16 protein-coding genes, 2 tRNA genes and 1 riboswitch are annotated in these 22,051 nt (G+C 45.7%); of the genes, 10 read left to right on the forward strand and 8 right to left on the reverse strand.

Annotated features, from left to right (window positions below):
* Positions 1-107 precede the first annotated feature (107 nt).
* A riboswitch (cyclic di-AMP (ydaO/yuaA leader) is annotated at positions 108-242 on the forward strand.
* A 66-nt stretch (positions 243-308) separates the two neighbouring features.
* Positions 309-1,577, forward strand: a complete 1,269-nt coding sequence (eam, locus tag AWB54_RS11570) for a glutamate 2,3-aminomutase (protein WP_174520066.1) — start codon at positions 309-311, stop codon at positions 1,575-1,577.
* A 47-nt stretch (positions 1,578-1,624) separates the two neighbouring features.
* Complete coding sequence (locus tag AWB54_RS11575) at positions 1,625-3,781, forward strand: hypothetical protein (protein ID WP_061214761.1); 2,157 nt, start codon at positions 1,625-1,627, stop codon at positions 3,779-3,781.
* 66 nt (positions 3,782-3,847) lie between these two features.
* On the opposite strand, the gene AWB54_RS11580 is transcribed toward AWB54_RS11575, so the two are convergent.
* Complete coding sequence (locus tag AWB54_RS11580) at positions 3,848-4,072, reverse strand: TOBE domain-containing protein (protein ID WP_061214762.1); 225 nt, start codon at positions 4,070-4,072, stop codon at positions 3,848-3,850.
* A 188-nt stretch (positions 4,073-4,260) separates the two neighbouring features.
* Between AWB54_RS11580 and AWB54_RS11585 the strand changes: the two genes are divergently transcribed.
* From AWB54_RS11585 to AWB54_RS11595, 3 genes are all read left to right on the forward strand, one after another.
* The gene (locus AWB54_RS11585; RefSeq protein WP_061214763.1) at positions 4,261-4,506 is read left to right on the forward strand and encodes a DUF6364 family protein; all 246 of its coding nucleotides are present in this window, start codon (positions 4,261-4,263) and stop codon (positions 4,504-4,506) included.
* Positions 4,493-4,921: a PIN domain-containing protein gene (locus tag AWB54_RS11590; protein WP_061214764.1), complete on the forward strand. Its 429-nt coding sequence runs from the start codon at positions 4,493-4,495 to the stop codon at positions 4,919-4,921. The genes AWB54_RS11585 and AWB54_RS11590 overlap by 14 nt, the downstream gene beginning before the upstream one ends.
* Positions 4,922-5,113: 192 nt before the next feature.
* A complete protein-coding gene (locus tag AWB54_RS11595; RefSeq protein ID WP_061214765.1) occupies positions 5,114-8,143 on the forward strand; it encodes an efflux RND transporter permease subunit in 3,030 nt (1,009 codons plus the stop codon).
* A 79-nt stretch (positions 8,144-8,222) separates the two neighbouring features.
* Here the strand turns inward: AWB54_RS11595 and AWB54_RS11600 are convergent, their stop codons facing one another.
* Entirely contained in the window at positions 8,223-8,759 is a 537-nt protein-coding gene (locus AWB54_RS11600) for a thymidine kinase (protein ID WP_061214766.1), read from the reverse strand.
* 244 nt (positions 8,760-9,003) lie between these two features.
* On the opposite strand from AWB54_RS11600, the gene AWB54_RS11605 reads away from it, so the two are divergent.
* From AWB54_RS11605 to AWB54_RS11620, 4 genes are all read left to right on the forward strand, one after another.
* Positions 9,004-9,183, forward strand: coding sequence for an H-type small acid-soluble spore protein (locus AWB54_RS11605; RefSeq protein WP_061214767.1), 180 nt, complete (start codon positions 9,004-9,006; stop codon positions 9,181-9,183).
* A gap of 82 nt (positions 9,184-9,265) precedes the next feature.
* Positions 9,266-9,339: transfer RNA gene (locus tag AWB54_RS11610), tRNA-Gln, on the forward strand.
* A gap of 6 nt (positions 9,340-9,345) precedes the next feature.
* Positions 9,346-9,421, forward strand: a tRNA-Glu gene (locus tag AWB54_RS11615).
* A gap of 73 nt (positions 9,422-9,494) precedes the next feature.
* Positions 9,495-9,752, forward strand: a complete 258-nt coding sequence (locus AWB54_RS11620) for a hypothetical protein (protein ID WP_061214768.1) — start codon at positions 9,495-9,497, stop codon at positions 9,750-9,752.
* Positions 9,753-9,983: 231 nt separating this feature from the next.
* On the opposite strand, the gene tyrS is transcribed toward AWB54_RS11620, so the two are convergent.
* The gene (gene tyrS, locus AWB54_RS11625) at positions 9,984-11,207 is read right to left on the reverse strand and encodes a tyrosine--tRNA ligase (protein ID WP_394326495.1); all 1,224 of its coding nucleotides are present in this window, start codon (positions 11,205-11,207) and stop codon (positions 9,984-9,986) included.
* A gap of 219 nt (positions 11,208-11,426) precedes the next feature.
* Between tyrS and AWB54_RS11630 the strand changes: the two genes are divergently transcribed.
* Positions 11,427-13,814: a transglycosylase domain-containing protein gene (locus AWB54_RS11630; protein WP_061214769.1), complete on the forward strand. Its 2,388-nt coding sequence runs from the start codon at positions 11,427-11,429 to the stop codon at positions 13,812-13,814.
* A 9-nt stretch (positions 13,815-13,823) separates the two neighbouring features.
* Here AWB54_RS11630 and AWB54_RS11635 read toward each other — a convergent pair whose 3' ends face one another.
* The 5 genes from AWB54_RS11635 to AWB54_RS11655 all read right to left on the reverse strand — a co-directional run bounded on the left by AWB54_RS11635 (position 13,824) and on the right by AWB54_RS11655 (position 21,630).
* Positions 13,824-16,172 carry an endonuclease MutS2 gene (locus AWB54_RS11635; protein ID WP_061214770.1) on the reverse strand — a complete coding sequence of 783 codons (2,349 nt, stop codon included), beginning with the start codon at positions 16,170-16,172 and terminating at the stop codon, positions 13,824-13,826.
* 2 nt (positions 16,173-16,174) lie between these two features.
* The gene (locus AWB54_RS11640) at positions 16,175-18,685 is read right to left on the reverse strand and encodes a DUF3656 domain-containing U32 family peptidase (RefSeq protein ID WP_160328953.1); all 2,511 of its coding nucleotides are present in this window, start codon (positions 18,683-18,685) and stop codon (positions 16,175-16,177) included.
* A gap of 22 nt (positions 18,686-18,707) precedes the next feature.
* On the reverse strand, positions 18,708-19,391 hold the full coding sequence (locus AWB54_RS11645; RefSeq protein ID WP_061214772.1) for a DUF421 domain-containing protein: 684 nt from the start codon (positions 19,389-19,391) through the stop codon (positions 18,708-18,710).
* A 283-nt stretch (positions 19,392-19,674) separates the two neighbouring features.
* Positions 19,675-21,348, reverse strand: a complete 1,674-nt coding sequence (polX, locus tag AWB54_RS11650; RefSeq protein ID WP_061214773.1) for a DNA polymerase/3'-5' exonuclease PolX — start codon at positions 21,346-21,348, stop codon at positions 19,675-19,677.
* A 3-nt stretch (positions 21,349-21,351) separates the two neighbouring features.
* On the reverse strand, positions 21,352-21,630 hold the full coding sequence (locus AWB54_RS11655) for a cell division protein ZapA (RefSeq protein ID WP_041427420.1): 279 nt from the start codon (positions 21,628-21,630) through the stop codon (positions 21,352-21,354).
* Positions 21,631-22,051: the final 421 nt, after the last annotated feature.

Here is a 22,051-nt window from a genome sequence, read left to right on the forward strand (position 1 = left end):
TTTCTTTCAAAAAAGATGGGTGAAGGTAAATAATAATTGTTTTTTGATGTATTTGCCCTATACGCAATATGTATTATAATATTATTGATACGATATCTTATAGATTCATTAGATTCATGCCGAATCCAGTTAAATAACTGGAACGGGGGAACCAATTTTGGGGTGAATCCGGCTTTTGCTGGTAGGGCAATCCCCTTGCCCGAATCCGTCAGCTAACCTCGCAGGCTTTTTGGGGAGGGTATAGTATTTATAACCGAACAGGTAATACACCCTCTTCGTTTCCAAAAAAATGTAAACAAGGAGGGATTTTGTTGTTAAGAGAAGATTTGATAAATGAAGAAATCCAGGAGATAAAACGCGAAGTATCTTTATGCAGGGCAAGCGAGCTCAAACAGGAAATTGCTGACTATCTCGACATCGAATCTACTATTGAAACGGGAATGCGATTACATGAACGAAATCTGCACAATAAGGAACATATCCTTAAGTACTTTCAGGCCAGCGAGAATGATTGGGATAACTGGGCCTGGCAAATGAAGAATCGTATCAATGATGGAAATGTCCTGGCTTCCATTCTGGATTTAAATGAATTCGAAGTTCAGACAATTAAAAGGGTTTCCAAAAAAGTCCGCTGGGCTATTTCTCCCTATTATCTCAGTTTAATCGATTTTAAAAATTATGCGGCGTCACCCATTTACAAGCAGTCTGTCCCCAGTCTGCATGAAATAAATGAACATAAGGGTGAGGATGACCCCATGGGAGAAGAAATGAGTAATCCTGCTCCCCGTATTACACGTCGTTATCCCGACCGACTTATAATCAATGTTACCAATCAATGTGCTATGTACTGCCGCCATTGTCAGCGCCGTAGAAATTTTGGTGAAACTGATAACCATGCCACCCGTAAAGATCAGGAAGCTGCCCTGCAGTACATTAAAAACAATTCTGAAATACGGGATGTTCTTATTACCGGTGGGGATGCTCTAATGCTTAGCGATCGTACACTTGACTGGTTGCTGGGAGAACTCGATGCCATTTCACATGTCGAAATTAAGCGTATTGGTACCAGGACACCGGTAACACTTCCACAAAGAATAACCGCCAACCTTTGTGCGGTACTAAAAAAGCATGCACCCATTTATATTAATACCCAATTTAATTCACCGCTGGAAGTAACACCGGAAGCCAAGCAGGCCTGTGACCGGCTCATTGGAGCAGGAGTAGTTTTGGGCAACCAGGCTGTTCTGTTAAAAGGAATCAACGATAATGTCCATGTTATGAAAAAACTTAACCAGGAATTGCTGAAAATCCGGGTTCGCCCCTACTATTTATTCCAGGCCAAAGAGGTAAAAGGAACTACCCATTTTGTTAGCCCGGTCAATACCGGCCTGGATATTATGAAGCATTTACGGGGCTATACTTCTGGCTTGGCCGTCCCCACTTATGTTATCAACGCACCAGGAGGTTACGGTAAAACCCCGATTAACCCGGAATATGTATTGGACATTAATGAAAACGAAGTTATAATTCGTACCTGGCAGGGTAGAACCTTTAACTATCCGAATCATAACAATTAGGAACTAGCCTTCCTTTGGACTCATTATTAGTTGAAGGATGAAATAGTATGCAGAAAAGATGGGCTATCATTTCACTGAATTTTTTAATATTTGCTTTAATTCTGGCTCTGCTATTTCTGCTGTCAGGTCCGGTTTTATATTGGCTTCATAAAAGCCCAACGCTGCTAAACACACGGATTATAGACCAGATAAAACTGGCTATAAACAAAAACCAGGCCACCCGGATTTACGCAAAAACCAATCAAACTACTCTGCAAGTTCTTGAAAATGGTAAATGGCAGCCTTTTTTTGTTAAAGGAGTAAATATCGGCACGGCCCTTCCTGGCAAGTGGTTTACCGAGTTTCCGAATGATGAAAAAATCTATTTGAACTGGTTGGAAAAAATCGGGCAGATGAATGCTAATTGTATCCGTATCTATACTCTGTTGCCCCCAGAATTCTATAATGCTTTAAAATCCTATAATGATAGTCACCCCGACACTCCTCTGTGGCTCCTACAGGAAATTTGGCCAGAAGAAAATCCCACGGGAAAGGATTATTTAGAAAAGGATTATGTAGAAGCTTACTTCCAGGAAATAGAGTACGGGGTAGATGCAATTCATGGTCAGGCTTATATAACCCCGCGAAAAGGCCGGGCCTACGGGATTTATACCAGTGATATTTCCAAATATCTTTTGGCTTATCTGGTAGGGAGAGAACTGGAGCCGGACGAAGTTACCACCACCAACCATAAAAATTCCGGTTTTTCTTATAAAGGAGAATATTTTTCTTCAACAGCTAGTGCCAGTCCCTGCGAGGCCTGGTTGGCCATGAATTGTGATTATCTAGCAAAATATGAGGAAGAACACTATGCCTCTTTGCACCCTGTGGCCATAGTAAGTTGGCCTACCCTGGATGTAAAAGAGCATGATTCGGAATGGAATCAACTGGGGAAAAAATCGCTGGAGTATAATGACAAGGTGTCAATAGATATTAATAATATTAGCTGTGAATCCAAAATGAAAGCAGGTTTTTTGGGAGCTTATCACATATATCCGAATTATCCTGATTTTATGAATAATGAGAGCAAATATAACGATTATCAGGACGAACAGGGAAGGTTAAGGTACGGGGGCTACTTGCAGGAATTTATGGAAGGACATAATAAGTATCCGGCTCTGGTAGCAGAATTCGGCCTGGCAACCGGTATGGGTACAGCACACCTTAGCCCGGATGGCTTAAACCATGGAGGACTTAGCGAAGAGCAACAGGGTAAGGGCATAGTAAGAATGATGCAGGCCATTAAAAGAGAAGGCTACACTGGAGCTGTAATATTCGAATGGCTCGATGAGTGGGCTAAGAAAACCTGGACGACTGAGCCCTTTATGATACCCTACGAGCGGCATGTTCTTTGGCATAACGCTATTGATCCTGAACAAAACTATGGCTTGCTGGCGATAGAACCTCAAAGCAGTAAAGCTCCACCCGTTATCAAAAGAGGTAATGGTCAAATTAAAAGCCTTACACTAAACTATGATGCTCGTTTTCTCTACTTGAAGCTCGATTTATTTAAGAAACCGGATTTTAGTAAAGAAAAACTGCTAATTGCTCTGGATACTTACGACCGTGAGAAAGGCGAATTCAGATTTGACCCTGCTATTAATATTTCTGCCCCCAGTGGTGCAGAATTCCTTTTGGATTTCAGCGGGCCACAAAGCGCCAGAATGTTGGTGCACCCGGGCTATAATGCTTCGCAAAATCGTTTTTCTTCTTATGCCAGTTCGCAGGGTTTATTCGAAGAGATAAGACCGCTGATAAGCCGGGATAGAGTCGATAAAAATGGCAATCCCATTGCTGCCCTCTATGAAAATGCCAGCCAGCTTAATTACGGTACTTTTGACTCCAACTCCTATAATCACTGGTATTTTGCCGATAGTACCCTTTATATCCGTTTACCCTGGGGCCGGTTAAACTTTAGCGATCCATCCAGTCTTATGGTGCTAAATGATAGCAACCCTGCCGAAGAAGCCGGTCGAGATATCCTGGGAACTCAAAAAACTGACGGTATAATCATATCGGCCCTGTATTATGATTTCGATAATCAGCAAGTTATAGATTTGCTTAGCAGCGATCTTTACAAATGGGAACAATGGGAGCTACCCGCATATAGCGAGCGCTTAAAAAAGAGCTACTTCATAATACAGGAATACTTTAAGAATATTTAAGATTTTCTACGCTTTCTTTTCCATGCTATTTTATTGTTGAATCTCAATCATCTTTATTCTTGCCCATTAGTCCTCATTCTTTTTGGAATCCTTTATCAAGGTGACATCAGTAGAATTAAACATAGTAAAAACCTCGTCACCTTTTTTTAAGCGTAAATCCTGGTAGGCCGAGGAGGTCAGTGATGCAGTAACAGCAAAGTCACCTATATCCACAATAACTTCCGTAAAATCAGAGCCTTCCTTTATTTCCATTATCTTTCCAGCCAATTTATTTGGGTCACTAATACGCATTTTCATTCCTCCTGCGTTATTATTTTATAGCATCGAGAATCTTAAGCAGTTTAGCCTGGTTATAGGATGTTCACTAGCAGGAGGAATTATTATTTGATGTGCTCTACCCTGGCAATAGACTTTTTATTAGAATCAATGCATAATATAATAAGTGAAAATGTGATACACATAAAAAGTGAGGTGGTAAAATGAGACGGCAGAATGTTACACTATCACTTCCCGAAGATGTTTTAAGGAAAGCCAAACATCTGGCTGTAGACCGCAACATGTCACTATCAGCTCTTTTAGGCACATACATCCTCGATATAGTCGCACGGGAAGAACAATATTCAAAAGCTAAAGAATTTAGTATTCGGCTTATGGAAGAAGGTTTTGATATGGGCTCAGCTGGGGAAAGCACATGGAATAGGGAGGAACTTCATGAGCGAAATTAAGGGCCGCCAGTTTATAGATACCAATATTTTAGTTTATGCCTATGATTGTTCTGCTGGAAATAAATATGAGAAGGCCAGAAATTTACTTATAAACTTATGGGAAGAGAAAAACGGCTGCCTTAGCATCCAGGTTTTGCAGGAATTTTATGTTATCGTAACTCGCAAGCTCAAGAATCCTATAAGCGCTCAACAGGCGGCAAATGTTATAGAAAACTATGATCAATGGCCGTTACATAGCCCTAATGTTGAGGATTTACTAGAGGCTATCAACATTCAAAAACAAGAACATATCTCCTTTTGGGATTCCCTAATTATCCGTAGTGCCCAACGCTTGGGCTGCACCTGTATCTGGACGGAAGATTTGAACAATGGGCAAAAGTATGGTGGAATTCTAGTCAAGTCTCCGTTTTCTTAAGTTACTGGCACTATCTTTAACTAGTCAGCAGGCAAAGGAAAAAGAGGTTCAAAATATTAAAAGCTTGCATCATGTGGATTCTGCTACTCAATACCCGTATACCCGGGATGCTTATTATTTTCCCTCGCATCACTAATAAGGAATAAGGCCATATTAATAGAAACTAGCCTTCTTATGGATTGAGGGGGAATTATGATTCGAGGGATGTTATCTAAAATAATTGCCAGCAGCCGTTTTATTCTGCTTTTTATTATAATTAGCCTGGCTCTGGGGCTTTACAGCTATTACCTCCTGCCTAAACAGGAGAGCCCGGAAGTTACTGCTCCGGTAGCCATGATCAGCAACATCTATCCCGGGGCCTCACCACAGGAAGTAGAAAGACTGGTAACTCGGGTGATTGAGAGCAATATTCGCAAGCTGCCTGGCTATGATTTCAGTGAATCTTATAGTAGAAATAGTATTTCTGTAGTTCTGCTGCAGTTGCAAAATGATGCTCCGGTGGAAGAATCCTGGAATGAATTGCGCCGGATTTTAAGTGATACGCAAAGAGATCTGCCCCCGGAATGCCTGCCCATTCAGCTTAATACCGATTTGGCGGAAACGACGGGAATTATTGTTAGTCTCTCCGGGCAGCATTATAATCCAGAAGAATTAGCAGCTATGGCCGAGAAGTTCAAAAAAAGGCTGGAGCAAGTTGCGGGTATATCCCGGTTTGAAGTCTTTGGGGAAGAAAAAAAACGGATAGAGGTAGAAATCGACCATACCCGCCTGGCCGCGAGCGGCCTGTCCCTGGAGGAAATATTTAATATCCTGCAGTCCCAAAATGTAGTCATTCCACCCGGAGCCATTGTAGAAGAAGGCATTAAGACTAATGTCAGGATTCCTGGTTGGTATAATTCCCCGGACGATATTGAAAACACTATTATAGGGGTTTCACCAGACGGGAGCAGCCAAAGATTAAAAGACATTGCCAATATCCGCTGGGGAGTAGAGCCCGACCGTCCCCTGGCCCGGCACAACGGCCAATCGGCTCTCCTGTTAACCGGCTATTTTGAGGCGGAAGAGAACATTCTCCTGGTAGGAAAAAAGCTCCGGGATGAGCTGGATAAGCTAAAAAGTGAAGCACCCCATGACCTGCTGGTGGACCAGGTCTTATTTCAGCCTGATGAAGTAAATAAAAACCTCTATCGTTTCTTACGCAATTTGCTGGAAGGCATAATCCTGGTAATAATCGTTGTGCTGCTGGGAATGGGATGGAAAAATGCCCTGGTGGCCTCTACCGCTATTCCTCTCTCCATTATGCTCAGCTTTATGGCTATGTACCTGTTGGGAATTAAGGTACACGAAATATCGATTGCCGCCTTGATTATTGTTTTGGGCATACTGGTAGATGATGCTATCGTAATGGTAGATGCCATCCAGGTTGGCTTAGATAAAGGCCTTAACCGGATGGAAGCCTGCCTGCACGGACTTAAGCAGGCAGCCATACCTATTCTCACCGCCACCCTGGTAATTATTATTGCCTTTTCTCCTATCTTTGTTCTTCCCGGCGCACCGGGGGAATTTCTCCAAAGTCTTCCCCAGATTGTCTTAATATCACTGCTGGCTTCATATGTAGTAGCAATGCTTATTACCCCGGCTATGGCCTACCGGTTTTTTACTCCCAGCCAGCATCGTAAAAATGATTGGCTAAGAAGATTTTTTGCTTATTTATTACAAGAGAGTATGGCTAGAAAAAGGACCTCCATTATTTCTTCCCTGCTTATTTTTAGCCTGGCGGTATATGCTCTTACTTTTATGGGCCTGCAGTTCTTCCCTTCGGCAGACAAAGACCTGCTGTACATTGATATTAATGCCCCGGCCGGCTCTACCCGGGCCGGGACCGAAGAACTGCTGCTACAGGTGGAAGATATTCTTTCCCGGGAAGGAGAAGTGCTGGCTTATACCAGTTCCGTCGGCAGTGCTGTACCCAAGTTCTATATAACACTACCTGTTTCCCCACAGGCTCCGGACTTTGCCCAGGTTATGCTGCGCATCCGACCGCAGCAGGGAGAGCGTTTTCAAAACAACGAGGAAATGGCCAGTTACCTTCAGGAGAAGCTGGACAGCCGGATTAGTGCCGGTAATATTAAGGTGAAATTATTGGAAAAAGCCTTTCCGGTAGCCCCGGTACAGCTAAGAATAAGTGGAGAACAGCGGGAAAACCTGCGCCAGGCTGCTGAGCTGATTAAGAGTAAAGTGAAACAAATACCAGGTTCACGTAATGTTGAAGATAATGGGGAAAGAGAAATACAGCAATTGCTGGTTGAGGCGGATGCTGAAAAAGCCAGCCTCCTGGGAATCAGCAACTATGATATTCAACGCCAGACCAGCCTGGCCCTGGAGGGGGGGCGGGCTTCGGTATTGCGCCAGGCAGGGGAGCAATATAATATCCTGTTACGCTCGGATATAAATTCCCGGCAAGAGCTGGAAAACCTGAGTATCAAGTCCGCTTATTCCAAGCGGAGCGTTCCCCTGAAAGAAATCGCCGGCATCGAGGTTAAACCCCAGTTATCCAGCATTAATAAATACGATGGCCAAAACTCTATCAAAGTAAGAAGTGATATAAGACCAGGCTATAGTGCCGTAGAAATAGAGAAAGAACTAAAGGACAAATTATCCTCTGTCGAGTTACCGGGAGTTAGTCTCCTTTATGATGGCGAATATAAACAAATCAAAGATAATTTTGGTATCCTGACCCGGGCTGCACTTCTGGCTCTTTTCCTGATTTATTTTATCTTAGTGTTGCAGTTCCATTCCTTCATCCAACCACTGGTTATATTCCTAACTATCCCCCTGGCCCTGATTGGCTCGATACTGGGACTTTTGCTTTTCCGCCAGCCTCTTTCTTTTATGGCCTTTATTGGCATGGTAAGCCTTACCGGATTGGTAATCCGCAACGCAATATTGCTCATTGCTTTCATAAACGATGCTCGAGCGCGGGGATTGGCTGTGGAAAAGGCCTGTGAAGATGCCGTTGAAAGAAGATTTCGCCCTATTATCCTCAGCGCGGTAACCGCTACCATAGGTCTGGTGCCCCTGGCTTTGTCCGGCAGCAGTCTCTTCGTTCCCCTGGCTATTGCTATAATTTTCGGTCTGTTAGTAGCCACTCTTCTAACTATGGTCATAATCCCGGTAGTCTACAGCCTCCTGCTGCCGGAGCGTACAGAGGTGAAGGCTTGAACGGTAGGAGCATACTGGTACGGATGGAACTGGATCCAGCCAGCAACCGGGCAAGATTACTTTCCCGGATTTTTATCGTTCATGTCTTGGATGCGTAGCATTTTCGGCATCTGGGCTCATATCTTTCACTGTCACCGATTAAAATAAGATTTCCCTTGGGCTGGGGGAGACTGTTTTTAAGCCAGGTGTATACCGCATCTTCACCGCAGCGGCAAACCGCGGTCAATTTGCTTACCGAATCAGCTATGGCCATTAGCTGACCCATAAATCCAAATGGACGCCGATGAGCATCCATATCCAAACCGGATATTATTACAGTTTTGCCCTGGTCCTTGAGTGATTGAACATAGGTTATAATCCATTCTCCAAAAAACTGGGCTTCATCAATTGCTACCACAGCAGCTTCAATGCCGATTGGTTTATGCAGAACCAAAACCGGAATGCTGAATTGCTGCCTGACCGAGGATGTGGCTATCTCCGTCTCGGTCCGGCTGTCAATATGTGGTTTGAATAGAACAACATTGTTGCCTGCCAGGGTATAGCGTTCAAGTCTTCGCATCAATTCGGTTGTTTTACCCGCAAACATGGGGCCGGTAATTATTTCGATCTTGCCCATGCAAACCTCCAAAATACTTTAGCTATACAAGCTATATTCGCTGCTTTCCGTAAAATTCCTCTCAACTTATGTAAACCTATTGCTGTGTAATTCAATTACCTTATTTTTTGCCACAGACAAGTACTCATATTTACCCATTTAAAACCGTAATCTAAAAGCCACTTTTAAAGCATATTGATTAAAAATTTGCCCCGGTGGCATATTAAGCACAGAATTATATTTTAGGGAAAGGGCGTATTTCTATATGAATAGTGCAAGGGTAAAGGAGATACTGGCTTCCAGTGATTCCATTGAGGTGAGATTCAAAGGCTCCCCCGTGTGGATTGAGTCGCTTGACGGCGACCGGGCCAAGGTTCAAGCCATTGACAGCAAAAGGCGCTTCGAGGTAATGGTACATCAATTAGTTGAAGGTAAACAAATGTAACGAATTTGTGTTTTTTGCTTTTGACAATACTTTTACTCTATATTATAATGATTTACGCACGGGTTGAAACAAGCCGTTCTGCAGCCGGATGGTGTAGTGGTAGCACGACTGACTCTGGATCAGTTCGCCAGGGTTCGAATCCTTGTCCGGCTGCCATATTATGGCCCCATCGTCTAGAGGCCTAGGATGCCGCCCTCTCACGGCGGAGACAGGGGTTCGACTCCCCTTGGGGCTACCATAGAAAATAAAGACCACTCTTGCCGGGGTGGTCTTATTACATGTTATGTTATATATAGAAATGAGGGAAAATATTGCGGACCCTGATTGCCACTGTATTGACCAATAGCAAGGGTAAAGATATTTACTGTGCCGTAAAAAAGCTAAGTGATGCTCAGCTTGATATTATACGCAAAACCAGCCGACTTCAGCTGGAGGAAGCCGGCTTTACCTTCATTAGATTGCTTTCCCTGGAATACCCCGAGGTTAAGGGACATGCCATTTTCTTCGAGGGTCATTTCGATGAAATGCTGCGGGTCTTTAAAAGTCTGGAGAAAGGCTACCTGCTATAAATATGAATCTACTGCACCCGGCACTTAATCTTTAAAATCGGGTTTTAAACATCTGAAGAAACTGCGGAGCAGTTTCAACACAGCGTTGCAACGAGGCAGGGGAATAGAACCCGCCGCCTGTTTTGTTAATAAGAGCCCGGCCGCATAAAGAAGCGGGAATTTATTCCACCTCGCCTGCTTGCTTTTAAGATTGCTGAGCGCCCTCACTTTTATATCAGTCCCCGGCTTTCTTTAGTTTAAGCGCAGGCGGCAAAATTTTCGCCTGCCTACTTGCAGAACCATGGCATCCTGGAGCAGCAGGTTTTCTTCCTGGTATTTTTCCCCATTCACTTTAACTGCTCCCTGTTTAATCATCCGGCGGCCATCGCTGGTGGAATTGACCATGGAATTATCGTGGAGAAACTTGGGCAACCAGACTTCTCTTTCACTGCTTTCTATTACTGGTATATCTTCCGGAATATCCCTTTGGGAAAAGACCAGCTTGAATTTTTCCTCAGCTTTCTCAGCTTCTTCTTCATTGTGATAGATCTTTATTATTTCTTTGGCCAGCCACATTTTGGCGTCCCGCGGGTTAAGCTTGCCGGATTTCATATCTTCCTGCAGTCTCATTATATTGTTCATTGGCACCTGGGTTAAAAGCTCAAAATAGCGGGCTATTAATTCATCCGGAATAGACATGGTCTTGCCAAACATTTCATAGGCTTCCTCATTGACCCCTATGTAATTGCCCAGGCTTTTACTCATCTTTTGCACGCCATCAGTTCCTTCCAGTATTGGCATGGTAAGTGCCACCTGGGGTTCCAGGCCGTATTCCCGGAGCAGGTTGCGTCCCACCAGGAGGTTGAATTTTTGATCGGTTCCCCCCAGTTCCACATCGGCCCGCAGTTCCACCGAATCATAAGCCTGCATCAAGGGGTACATAAACTCATGTATTCCTATGGGTAAGCCTTCACGATAACGCTTGGAAAAGTCGTCCCTTTCCAGCATGCGCGCTACGGTATATTTCCCGGCTAGGTTGAGTACATCGGCCAACTTGAGTTGCATCAACCAGCTGCTGTTAAAATGGATAAAGGTCTTCTGCCGATCCAGGATTTTAAAGATCTGTTCCTGGTAAGTGGCAGCATTAGCCATTACTTCTTCTTCACTTAATTGTTTTCGAGTCTCAGATTTACCGGAAGGATCACCAATACGGCCGGTAAAGTCCCCAATAATAAGATGAACTTCATGACCCAGATCCTGGAACTGACGAAGCTTGTTAAGAACCACTGTATGCCCCAGGTGAATATCCGGAGCGGTAGGATCAAGACCCAGCTTGGCTCTTAAGGGGCGCTTTTCCTTGATGGAGCGGAAAAGCTTCTGGGCAAGTTCTTCCTCCGGAATGATTTCGGCCACGCCCCGCCGGATAAGTTCCATTTGTCGATTTACCTCTGTCAGCAGTGTTTTCTCGTCCACCATACTACCTCCTTGCTCATAAAATATAGCACTGAATCTCTTGACGTGCAATAATTTGAACTCTGTAAGCGTATTTATATATAGGATTTCCTGAACTGCTTACCATAAGTCACAAGCAGGAAAATCCTTGTCTTTGTCAAATATTAATTAGAAGTCATAAGAAGAAGACCAGACTTTTAGCATAAGTATTCCATGCCAAATACAGGAGGAATTAAACTACTGATGACAAGCAAAGAGAAGAAAAACAAACGAGCAAAAAGACGCAGCTATAGCTGGTTGAGTACCCTGTTATTAATTTTTCTGGTTGCTGCCGGCGTGGGGGTAGGCGTTTTAGTTTATGCGGCGCAAAATCTTCCCGCCTGGGATCCGCAACAGCTTTCCGGTGCCAGTACTACTTTTTTATATGATGACCAGGGAAATGTCCTGGCGGGATTGCATGCCGAACAAAACCGTACTGAAATTAGCCTGGATGATGTTCCTCCCGACTTGATCAATGCCTTTATCGCTACCGAGGATCAGGATTTCTACCGCCATCACGGGGTTAACTTTAAGGGAATAGTACGAGCGCTGCTGGTTAATCTTCAATCAGGCGATTTGACGGGACAAGGGGCCAGCACTATAACCCAGCAGTTGGCCCGCAACGCTTTTCTCACCTTTGATAAGCAATGGGAAAGGAAAATCAAGGAAGTTTTATTGTCTTTCAAACTGGAAACCCATTATTCCAAAGATGAAATCTTGAGCATGTATCTTAATAAAATCTACTTTGGCGCCGGTGCTTACGGGGTGCAGGCAGCAGCCAACACCTATTTCGGCAAAGATGTAAGCAAATTGAACCTGGCCGAGTCCTCATTGCTGGCAGGTCTGCCGCAAAGTCCTAACTCCTATAACCCGTTCCAGTATTATGACCGGGCTAAAGCCAGGCAGCAAATGGTTCTAAAATGTATGGTAGATTGCAACTATATTGACCAGGAAACTGCCCTGCAAGCTTTTGAAACTCCCCTGGTTTTTAAGAAATCATTTAATTCCGGAAGCAGGTATGGTTATTTTATTGACGCGGTAATTGATGAAACCCTGGATATCCTGGAAGCACGCGAAATTTACGAAGATCCGAATAATGCCATTTATCGTTCGGGGCTTAAAATCTATACCACCATGAACGCCCAGTTGGAAAGCCATGCCGAAGAGTTCTTTAAAAACCCGGCCAATTTTCCCTCGGAACAAAAAAAAGGAGAGCAGATTCAATGTGCCCTGGCTCTAATCGATCATAGCAACGGGGAAATAAAAGCTATCATGGGTGGTCGCTCCTATGAACAACGAAGGGGTTTTAACCGGGCTACCAATGCCTTGCGGCAACCAGGGTCTTCGATTAAACCCTTGACGGTATATGCTCCGGCACTGGAAGACGGTTATATGCCCTTCTACACCCTTGTGGATGAACCAATTTCAATAAAGGTAGGAAACACTATTTGGAGCCCGAAGAACTATGATCCCAACTATCGCGGTTTGATTAGCATGAGGACTGCAGTACAGTGGTCAGTCAATACCTTTGCGGTACAATTGTTGGAAAAAGTCGGGGTAAGAAAGTCTTTTGATTTTGGCAAATCCCTGGGGCTTGATCTGGTGGATACACCTGGTACCAATGATTTGAGCCTGGCTCCCCTTTCCCTGGGCGGTCTGACCCGTGGAGCCTCACCTGTACAGATGGCCGCCGCTTATGGAGCCTTCGGCAACGGAGGTTTATATGCCAAACCCCATTTTGTGACCCGCATTCTTGATGCCGATGGAGTGGAAATCTACCGCTGCAAACCGGAATATCACCGGGCCATGTCCGAAGAGACCGCCTGGTTGATGAACAGCATGCTGCAAACCGTGGTCAGCTCCGGTACCGGCACCAATGCCCGGGTCCCTGGCGTACAAACCGGGGGTAAGACCGGCACCTCGGAAGAATATAAGGACTCCTGGTTCTGCGGCGTTACTCCCGGCTATTCCGCTGCCATATGGATGGGCTATGACCGGGAGCACACTATGAACAAGGTATATGGCGGCAGCTACCCGGCCCGTATGTTCCGCTCCATGATGCAAAAGGCCCATGAAATTAAAAATCCCAAACCGCGTCCCATGCCTGCGGGAATAGTATCGGTATCGGTGTGCTCGAAATCGGGCAAGCTTCCCTCTGAACTCTGCTCCCAAGAACAAATCTTTTCCGACTATTGTCTTAAAAATAAGGTTCCGACAGAAATCTGTGATGCTCACAATATGGTTTCCATTTGCCCGGAATCAGGAAAACTGGCCGGTAGGTACTGCCCTAATCCCGAAATGCGTTCCCTGACCAAGGAAGAAACTCCCACGGAAAAATGCGATATTCACAGCGATTTTTCCCTGCCTGCTTTATTAAACAACGAAGTTTATGTTTGCCGTGACCCTCGTCATAATGGGAAAATATACCGGGCCAACCTGGTTAATCCTTTACAATCAGGGGGTTGCCCTCCGGAGTACCTGGAAAGAGTCATAGTGGAGAACGGGGATAGTCTTCCCTATTGCCCGCTGGAAGATCACCAGTTAAAGAAAAAGAAAGCCCGTGAAGTATTCGATGATGTGATCGGGCTGTAGCAACAAAGCTTAATTGAACTCCACCACGGTGACCCCATGGCCGCCTTCTTCCCGCAGACCATCGCGATAACTTTTAACATAGCGGTGGTCTTTCAGGTAATGGCGAACTGCGGTTCTCAAGGCTCCAGTGCCCTTGCCATGGATAATACGCACCGAATCCAGGCCTAAGAGATTGGCATCCTCCAGGTACTTATCGATTATATACAGGGCATCTTCAGCCAACTGTCCCCGCACATCAATCTCCTTGGAAATTGTCCGGGCCTTTTCCAGAAAACTCTGGTGGCGGCGATGGCTTATTATTTCTTCTTTTTCCTGGCTGGGACTTAACTGTTCCTGATTTACATTAAGCTTCAGTATGCCTACCTGTACTACCACCTCACCCTGGCTGTTGGGACCTTCTACTACATAACCCCTTTGCTTAATATTCTTTATAGTAACATAATCCCCCGCTTTGATTTTAGGCGGATTAATCCCGTAGTCTTTTTCCATTTCTCCAGGGAAGTCCACCTTAATTTGCCGGATCTTTTGCCGGGCTTGCTCTACTTCATGCCATTTGGGCGGTTTTTCTTTTTCCTTCATCATTTCTTTAAATTCCGCAATGGCCGTATTGGCTTCCCTTTTTATTTCCCGGAGGTAGCGCTCCGCCTCTAAACGGGATTTTTCCATTACTTCCGTCTTTTCCTGTTCAAAGCTTTCCCTATCCTGTTCCAGGCTCTGTTTTTTCTCCCGGATTTCTGCCAGCAGTTTTTCCACTTCTTGCTGGGATTTTTCCACCAGGCTCTGGCTTTCTTTCAAGTGGCGAATCATGTTCCCTATTTCCATTTCCCGGCGGGGCAACAACTGCCGGGCCTGCTGTACCAGCTCAGTCTTCAGACCCAGGCGGGAGGCGATTTCCAGGGCATTGCTTTGCCCGGGCATTCCTATAGTCAACCTATAGGTGGGTTGCAAGCTTACCGGGTCAAATTCCACCGAGGCATTTTTAACCCGTTCTCTTTGATAGGCAAAATATTTCAGCTCGCTCTGGTGGGTAGTCAGGATTACGCGGGAGCTTTTACGCATCAACTCTTCCAATATTACCCGGGCCAGGGCGGCTCCCTCCGCCGGGTCAGTACCTGCCCCCACTTCATCCATCAGTACCAGCGATTCCTTATCGGCTTTTTCCAATATGGCAATGATATTAGTCATATGCGAGGAAAAAGTGCTTAAGGATTGTTCAATGCTCTGTTCGTCTCCAATATCCACAAAAAGCTTCTTAAAAACGGAAATCCGGCTGTTTTCCCGAGCCGGAATAAAGAGCCCGCTTAAGGCCATGAGGGTCAAAAGCCCCACCGTTTTTAAGGCCACCGTTTTCCCCCCGGTGTTGGGACCGGTAATTACCAGTACATCAAAATCACTTCCCAGACGAATATCCAGGGGAACCGCATCCTGACCCAACAGGGGATGACGTCCCCGGCTAATCTCCAGGATACCTCTCACGTTAATCTCCGGGCGATAGTAATCACCTTGATAAGCCAGGCGGGCGCGGGCATAGATAAAATCAAATTCACTGAGTATTTCCTGATTACCGGCTATTTCTACCCGATATTGCCCCACTGCCTCACTGAGCTTCCGCAATATTCTTTCTACTTCTCTTTTTTCTTCTCTTTGCAAAGCACGGATACGATTATTGTTCTCCACTACTGCTACCGGTTCAATAAAAACTGTGGCACCACTGGCGGATTCATCATGAATAATACCTCTCACCTCATGCCGGAACTCCTGTCGGACCGGAACCACATAGCGCCCTTCCCTTTCCGTAACCAAACTGTCCTGCAACCATTTCTGGGTATCAGGTGAGCGAATAAATTCCTGCAGGTAATTACGAATACGCAAACGCAGAGTGTTGATCTGTCCCCGCAGGCTTTTCAATTCCGGCGAAGCATCATCTCTAAGTTCAGCTTCTTCGCTTACGGCATTATTTATCTCATTTTCCAACCCCTTGACTTCCGCTATCTTCGAGGACAAATAAAATAAGCGAGGATATTTCCCGGTGGCAAATAGTTTTTGAACCTGGCGGGAGGAACTAAGGATATGGTATATCTCCCGTAATTCTGCCGGAGAGAGAATCCCCCCCACCTTGACCTTGGCCAACTGTGACTCCACCGGCTTAAGTCCGTATAGAAAAGCAGGTTCGGAAAAGCGCATGGCTTCCATGGCTTCACCTGTTTCATCCAGTCGCCTTTTAACCACAGCAATATCACTGGAAGGTCTCATTTCTTCAGCTTTTCTCTCCCCACCCGCAAAAGAACTGAGCCTTTGCATTTTCTCTCTTATTTTGTTATATTCCAGTTTTATTAGAGTTTTTTCATCAACTATCATAATTATAATACTCCACGATAATAATGCCCCCTGGTAAAGGGAGAAAAAGAACTCTCAATCAGTTGCTTTTTGTATTCAGCCAGCTCCGGCCACTGTCCGAAGCTTAACTCCTGTAGGGCCTTCCGGTAGATGCGAACTATACTGGATACTTGTTTTTCATTATAGCGATAAGCTTCAATCCTCAAGCTTCCCGGACCCAGTAATAGGAACTTTTCCAGGTCTTCAATCATACAGAGAGTACGGGAATTAAAGAGATAAAACCGACAATCTCTATCGCTAAGAACCGGAAATTCAAAGCCCTTCTCATCCCGCAGGAAAAAACTGTCCTGCCTGCAGTAGCCGGAACAAACGGCATCTTTTCTGCCCATAACACTACCCAGCATACAATGCCGGGATATCATTAGAAGCAATTCACCGTGAACCAGCATTTCAACTTTATCAATATTGCCGAAGCTTTGCAACTGCTTCCAGCTCAGTTCCGGGGATAAACAAACCCCTTTTACTCCCAGGTCCAGTAGAAAACGAAGAGAATAAGAATTGAAAACATTAAGACTATAATCGGTATAGATGCTTATATCCCGGTCCAGGAAAGCTCTCAGATCCCCCAGATTCCCAACCATGACCGCTCCGGCCCCTTCTTCCGCCAAGAAGTCAGGGCGGGGCTTATCGCTGGAATGCTGTATTCGGGACAGTGCCGGGACTACTTCCCTATTGGCGGTAGCCGCCGCTTGTAACAGTCGCTTCAAATCGCCTTTTTTAGGGACATGGCCTTTCCCCAGAGCCCTTATTTGCAAGTACACTTTATCCGCTCCCGCCTCCAGGGCGCTGTACGCCTCCGCGATTCCACTGACAGTCACGCTTAAAAGAGGAAGGTTTTTCCCCTGGGCCTGAGTATGGGAATTCCCCTGGCGGGACGGTCTACTCGGAATATATAAATATTTATCTTTTAAGTGACGATAGGCCAGCTTATCATCTTCGGATAGCAGTGGCCCTCCCCTTAATAATTGTAAGATGGCGTCACATCCCCGGCGCCTGGTCTCATTAAGCTCACTGAAAGGAATCATGAGATTTTCCTCCCCCATGAGGGATAGATGGCTTAGGTAAAAGGGGGTATTGCCCAGGCGCTCCATTTTCTCTTGCAGCACTTCACGAGTAAGCGGGTGTTTTTCCGCTTTTTGCAGGCGACCAGGGCTTTTTACCTTGACCTGTCTTCCCTCTCCATCACTAATAAGCAGGCTCAGAGGCTCGCCTTCCTGCAAAGAGACTAAAATATCAAGGGGCAGCTTGCTCCGGGAAGCAGCCTCAATACTGGCCTGAGCATCCTCCATAAGCTCACTGTCATAAGTCTTAAAGACCCGATCACCTGCCCCGGCCCGGCCCTCTATTTTAAGACTGACGATATCCCCGGGCTCTGCCTGGGAAACCCTTTTACCCTGCAGTAAAATATCTTTTACCGTAAAGGCCGGTCCCTGGCCTTTTTTCACCCAAATCTCCAAACCATCCCCTACCCTGAGCTCTTCAGTCAGTTTAATCCGGGTAGTAATGTCCCGGCTCTGTTCCACTACCCTTCCTGCATATATCCCACGGTTGTTGGGTCTTTTCGGGCTAAGATATCCGACCCGGTCCATTTGAAAGCAGCCACCAGTAAAGTTGCGATTGAAAATCCTTTCCAAGCGCTTCTTTAATTCAGGCGACACAGTGCTTCCCGGGTCAACAGCCAGAGAATCCAGCACTTCGCGATAGGCTCTGGTAACTACCGCCACATATTCGGCCCGTTTCATCCGCCCCTCAATTTTCAATGAATGGATACCTATTCTTTGTAAATCACCTAATTGTTCGATAAGGCAAAGGTCCGCCGGGCTTAAGATATGGCGCCCCTCACTGGCCACCGGGGTATCCCCGGTACAGGAAAATAGTTGATAGGCCAGTCGGCAGGGTTGAGCGCAACGCCCCCGGTTTCCGCTTCTCCCCCCTACCAGGCTGCTAAAAAGACACTGTCCGGAATAGGAATAGCAGAGAGCTCCATGTACGAAAACCTCAAATTCCATATCCTTTACTTCGCAGCAGATTTTGGCCAGTTCATCCCGGGACATTTCCCGGGCCAGTACCACCCTTTTTACTCCTTCTTCCCGCAGCAAAACGGCCCCGGCAGAGTTATGCACGGTCATCTGGGTGCTGGCATGAAGACGCAGGTCAGGGATAAGCTTACGCAAGGCATGGGTCAAGCCTATATCCTGCACGATAACTGCATCAACCCCCATCTGATACAAATCCCATATATAATCCAGGGCCATCGCAAATTCGTGGTCAGCGATCAGGGTGTTTACAGTTACATATACCTTTTTCTTTCTCAAGTGAGCGTAGCTTAGAGCATCATCAATACGTTCTTTATTGAAATTTTCGGCATAGTGACGGGCACTGAAAGACTGGCCTCCCAGATAAACTGCATCCGCACCGTTTCCCATAGCGGCTAAGAAAGCTTCCCAGTTTCCCGCCGGCGCCAGGAGCTCCATTATCATACCTCCCGTATGAAATTCACTTTTCATCAGCGCTTGTTTCCTGCCATCTCTCTTCCAACCAATCCAACCGCCGGCAGATGGAATCCAGGCGCTGGTCAATACTTTGCAAAAGTCCGGGTAGCGAAATTCCTTCTCTTGCTAAAAGAGGCTCCTGCTGCCGGGCAAAGAATTCGGCTCTGGAGATGGTACTGGTAGTTGGAACTGTCGATTGTATGCGGGGATTAATTCCCAGATCCCGGCGGGTTACCGGCTCATCTTCTTCCTTCAGAATTACGCTAAACCCTCCACATGATTCCAAAATCCCCTTGTCGACATCCTCGATTTCCCTTATCCCCTGTTTTCTAAGTTCCTGCAAGAGATCATCGGCATTGAATTTTTCTCTGGCCATATTTTCTTTTACTATTTGGCCGTTGTCAATCAATATTACCGGTTTTCCAGTTATTAAGTGAGAAAGGGTCTGATTCTTCAAAGCCAGGTAACCCATGATATATTCCAGCAAGGCCAGGGTAGCCAAAATTACAATACCCTCATAGAAAGGAAGGCTTTTATCCAGGGCTACTGAAACTACCGTATGGCCTACCCCGGTCATGACCACAAAATCAAAAGGCCCCAGCTCCCCTAAAGCCCTTTTACCTAAAAGTCTTATCATTATTAAAGCCAGAAAATACATACCTATGGCCCGCAGAGCAAATACCAACACCCAATTTCCCCCTTTTAAGCATCGGAAGAAACTGCGGAGCAGTTTCAACACAGCACTGCAACGAGGCGGGGGATTATAACCCGCCGTCTGTCTTGTTAATAGGACCCGGCGCTTCAAGAAGCTAGGGAGATATTTCACCTCGTTATAGAGGTTCTTGCTCTATTATTCGGTATGAGCTTGCTGCTTTATTCGTAATAGCTAATAACGGGAATTTGGTTTGGGCCTGGAAGGTAGGTTCAGGAAGGAAACAAGTAAAGGTTAAAAGGTTTCCCAGAGCTTAGCCCTACTTTTTTTGAATGTAGTCCAATAAGTCGGCAAGTTCCCAGCTGTTCACCACATCAGCAGGCTCCAGCCAGCCGCGCCGGGCATTTATTACCCCATATTTCATCAGCTTTAAATCCTGCTTGGAATGGGCATCACTGTTTATAGCTACTTTAATACCCATATCTTTGGCTATTTTAGCCGTTTCTTCATCTATATCCAAACGATCCGGATGAGCGTTGATTTCCAGAATTTTTTTATTGTGAGCTGCCGCTTCCAGTATCTTTTCCCGGTCCAATTCGTAACCGGGCCGGCGGTTTAGTAAGCGCCCGCTGAGATGACCGATTATATCTACTTTTTCATTCTTAATAGCCCGGATTATTCTTTCACTCTGTTTATCCCGCTCCAGTTTAAAATTACTGTGTACCGACCCGATCACAATATCTAACTCTTCCAAAACATCATCGTCAAAATCCAGGCTGCCATCCTTCAATATGTCTACTTCGCTTCCTTTTAATACCCGAAATTCATCTAAATCCAGGTTTAATGCATCAATAACCTTCCCCTGGGCATGCAGCCTTTCTTCATTAAGACCCCCGCTAATCGGCAGGGAGCGGGAATGTTCAGTTATAGCCAAATAGGAATAGCCTGAATCCTTCGCCGCCTGAAGCATTTCCCCTATATCATGAGCTCCATCACTCCAGCGGGAATGAGTATGCAGATCTCCTTTAATATCGCTCAGTTCTATAAGATTGGGGAGTTCTCCTTTGCGGGCCGCTTCAATCTCTCCCCGATTTTCTCTAAGTTCAGGGGGTATATATTGCATATCCATACGTGCATAAAACGCTTCTTCACTGGAAAAATCGCCTTCCTGTTCTTCTTCGTTCAGCTTTCTTATTTGTTCAATATGCTCTTTGGAGCCGGTAGACCAGAATAGCTGTGATAAATATTCTGCTGGAGGCACAATTATTATTTCAAAATTTAAATTATAGGCAAGACGGCCCTTTATGTGGTCAATACCCTGGCTCTCGATTTCCTCCAGCCCTCTGTACCCGCTTACCGCACGGTGCACTGCCTCAAACGAACGGCTGGCTGCCATAATATCTATATCGCTAACCAGAGCTTTGCCCCGGCGAATACTGCCGGTAATAGCAACTTGCTCCACTGCTTCGCTCTTCCGCAAATAATCACAGAGTTCTTCCGCCAGGGGAAGAGCCAGCCCCAGCGTACTCTTCGCGCTGGCTTCCTGTAGCATTTCCATGCCTTTTTTAATATTATATTCGGTCTTGGCCCCCAAACCAGGAAGAGCCCTTATCCTCTTTCCCCGGGCTGCTTTTAAGAGATCAGGCCGGTTGTCTATCCCCAATTCATCATATATCAGCTTTACCGTTTTGTGACCAATCCCGGGCAGGGCCAGCATATCCAGCAAGCCCTCCGGCACTTCACGGGCCAAGCGTTCATAATACTCACAACTGCCCTTTTCCAGCATCTCCTCAATTTTGGACTGTAGCGCCTTACCCACAGCCGGGATATCCCCTATCCTACCATTTTTATGGATATAAGCCAGGTCTTCATCCAGGTGGTAGATGGAGTCGGCCGCCTTGCGATAGGCCCTGATTTTAAAGGGATTTTCATCCTTTATTTGCAGCATGTCGGCTATTCGATCCAAGATTCGAGCCACATCACGATTGGTCATCAATTATCCCATCCTGTTCTTTTTCTCCTCTTCCAGGGTTTTGACCAATTCATCATAGTCTTCCTGCAGCTTGTTTAATTCGTCCGCCAGATTGAGAGCCGTTAATACGGCTATTTTGGTATTGGAAAGGTTATAATTCCGCTGCTGAATCATTCTCATGCGGCGATCCACATAGTTGGCCAGCATTTCCATGTATTCCGGGCTCTCATCCCCTTTTACTACATAGTCTTCGTTGAAAATGCTTACCGTAACCTTGTTGATTTGAATTTTTTTATCCTCCATGAATATTACCCCCTGCCAATCTGCAATCATGGTGTATTTCTCCATTTACACCCCTTTTTCCTTCAAAAGAAAAAAACCAGGTTTAAAACCCGGTAATTAATCTATGACTCTACTGCAAAAACCCCTTTTGTTGCATGAGGGTTGCATAAATATACAAAGCGAGCATTGGCGAAGCATGGATGCAGCACCCTGCGGGTACTCCTGATGTTCCATCCTTCGGATGTCACTATTAAGGTTGCACCGGCAAAGGCGAGCAGGCGAAAGGGGGCGAGCGACAGGACGTCGCGAGAGCGCTATCACCCTGCGGGTACTCCTGGTGTTCCACCCTGCGGGTGTCACTATTAAGGTTGTGACCAGGATGGGAGATTAGCGCGGCACCCCTTGAGCCACGAGACAAGCCGCAGGTGTTGCCCATGCCCAG

The organism is Syntrophomonas wolfei subsp. methylbutyratica (assembly GCF_001570625.1).
GTDB classification, from domain to species: Bacteria; Bacillota; Syntrophomonadia; order Syntrophomonadales; family Syntrophomonadaceae; genus Syntrophomonas; species Syntrophomonas methylbutyratica.

Coding starts and splice junctions, on each gene's coding strand:
- AWB54_RS11595 (WP_061214765.1), top strand. CDS start 5,114: ATGATTCGAGGGATGTTATCTAAAATAATTGCCAGCAGCCGTTTTATT.
- tyrS (WP_394326495.1), bottom strand. CDS start 11,207: ATGGTGGACGAGAAAACACTGCTGACAGAGGTAAATCGACAAATGGAA.
- AWB54_RS11580 (WP_061214762.1), bottom strand. CDS start 4,072: ATGCGTATTAGTGACCCAAATAAATTGGCTGGAAAGATAATGGAAATA.
- AWB54_RS11640 (WP_160328953.1), bottom strand. CDS start 18,685: ATGGAGCTCCTGGCGCCGGCGGGAAACTGGGAAGCTTTCTTAGCCGCT.
- AWB54_RS11600 (WP_061214766.1), bottom strand. CDS start 8,759: ATGGGCAAGATCGAAATAATTACCGGCCCCATGTTTGCGGGTAAAACA.
- AWB54_RS11635 (WP_061214770.1), bottom strand. CDS start 16,172: ATGATAGTTGATGAAAAAACTCTAATAAAACTGGAATATAACAAAATA.
- AWB54_RS11585 (WP_061214763.1), top strand. CDS start 4,261: ATGAGACGGCAGAATGTTACACTATCACTTCCCGAAGATGTTTTAAGG.
- AWB54_RS11630 (WP_061214769.1), top strand. CDS start 11,427: ATGACAAGCAAAGAGAAGAAAAACAAACGAGCAAAAAGACGCAGCTAT.
- AWB54_RS11605 (WP_061214767.1), top strand. CDS start 9,004: ATGAATAGTGCAAGGGTAAAGGAGATACTGGCTTCCAGTGATTCCATT.
- polX (WP_061214773.1), bottom strand. CDS start 21,348: ATGACCAATCGTGATGTGGCTCGAATCTTGGATCGAATAGCCGACATG.
- AWB54_RS11655 (WP_041427420.1), bottom strand. CDS start 21,630: ATGGAGGATAAAAAAATTCAAATCAACAAGGTTACGGTAAGCATTTTC.
- AWB54_RS11575 (WP_061214761.1), top strand. CDS start 1,625: ATGCAGAAAAGATGGGCTATCATTTCACTGAATTTTTTAATATTTGCT.
- AWB54_RS11590 (WP_061214764.1), top strand. CDS start 4,493: ATGAGCGAAATTAAGGGCCGCCAGTTTATAGATACCAATATTTTAGTT.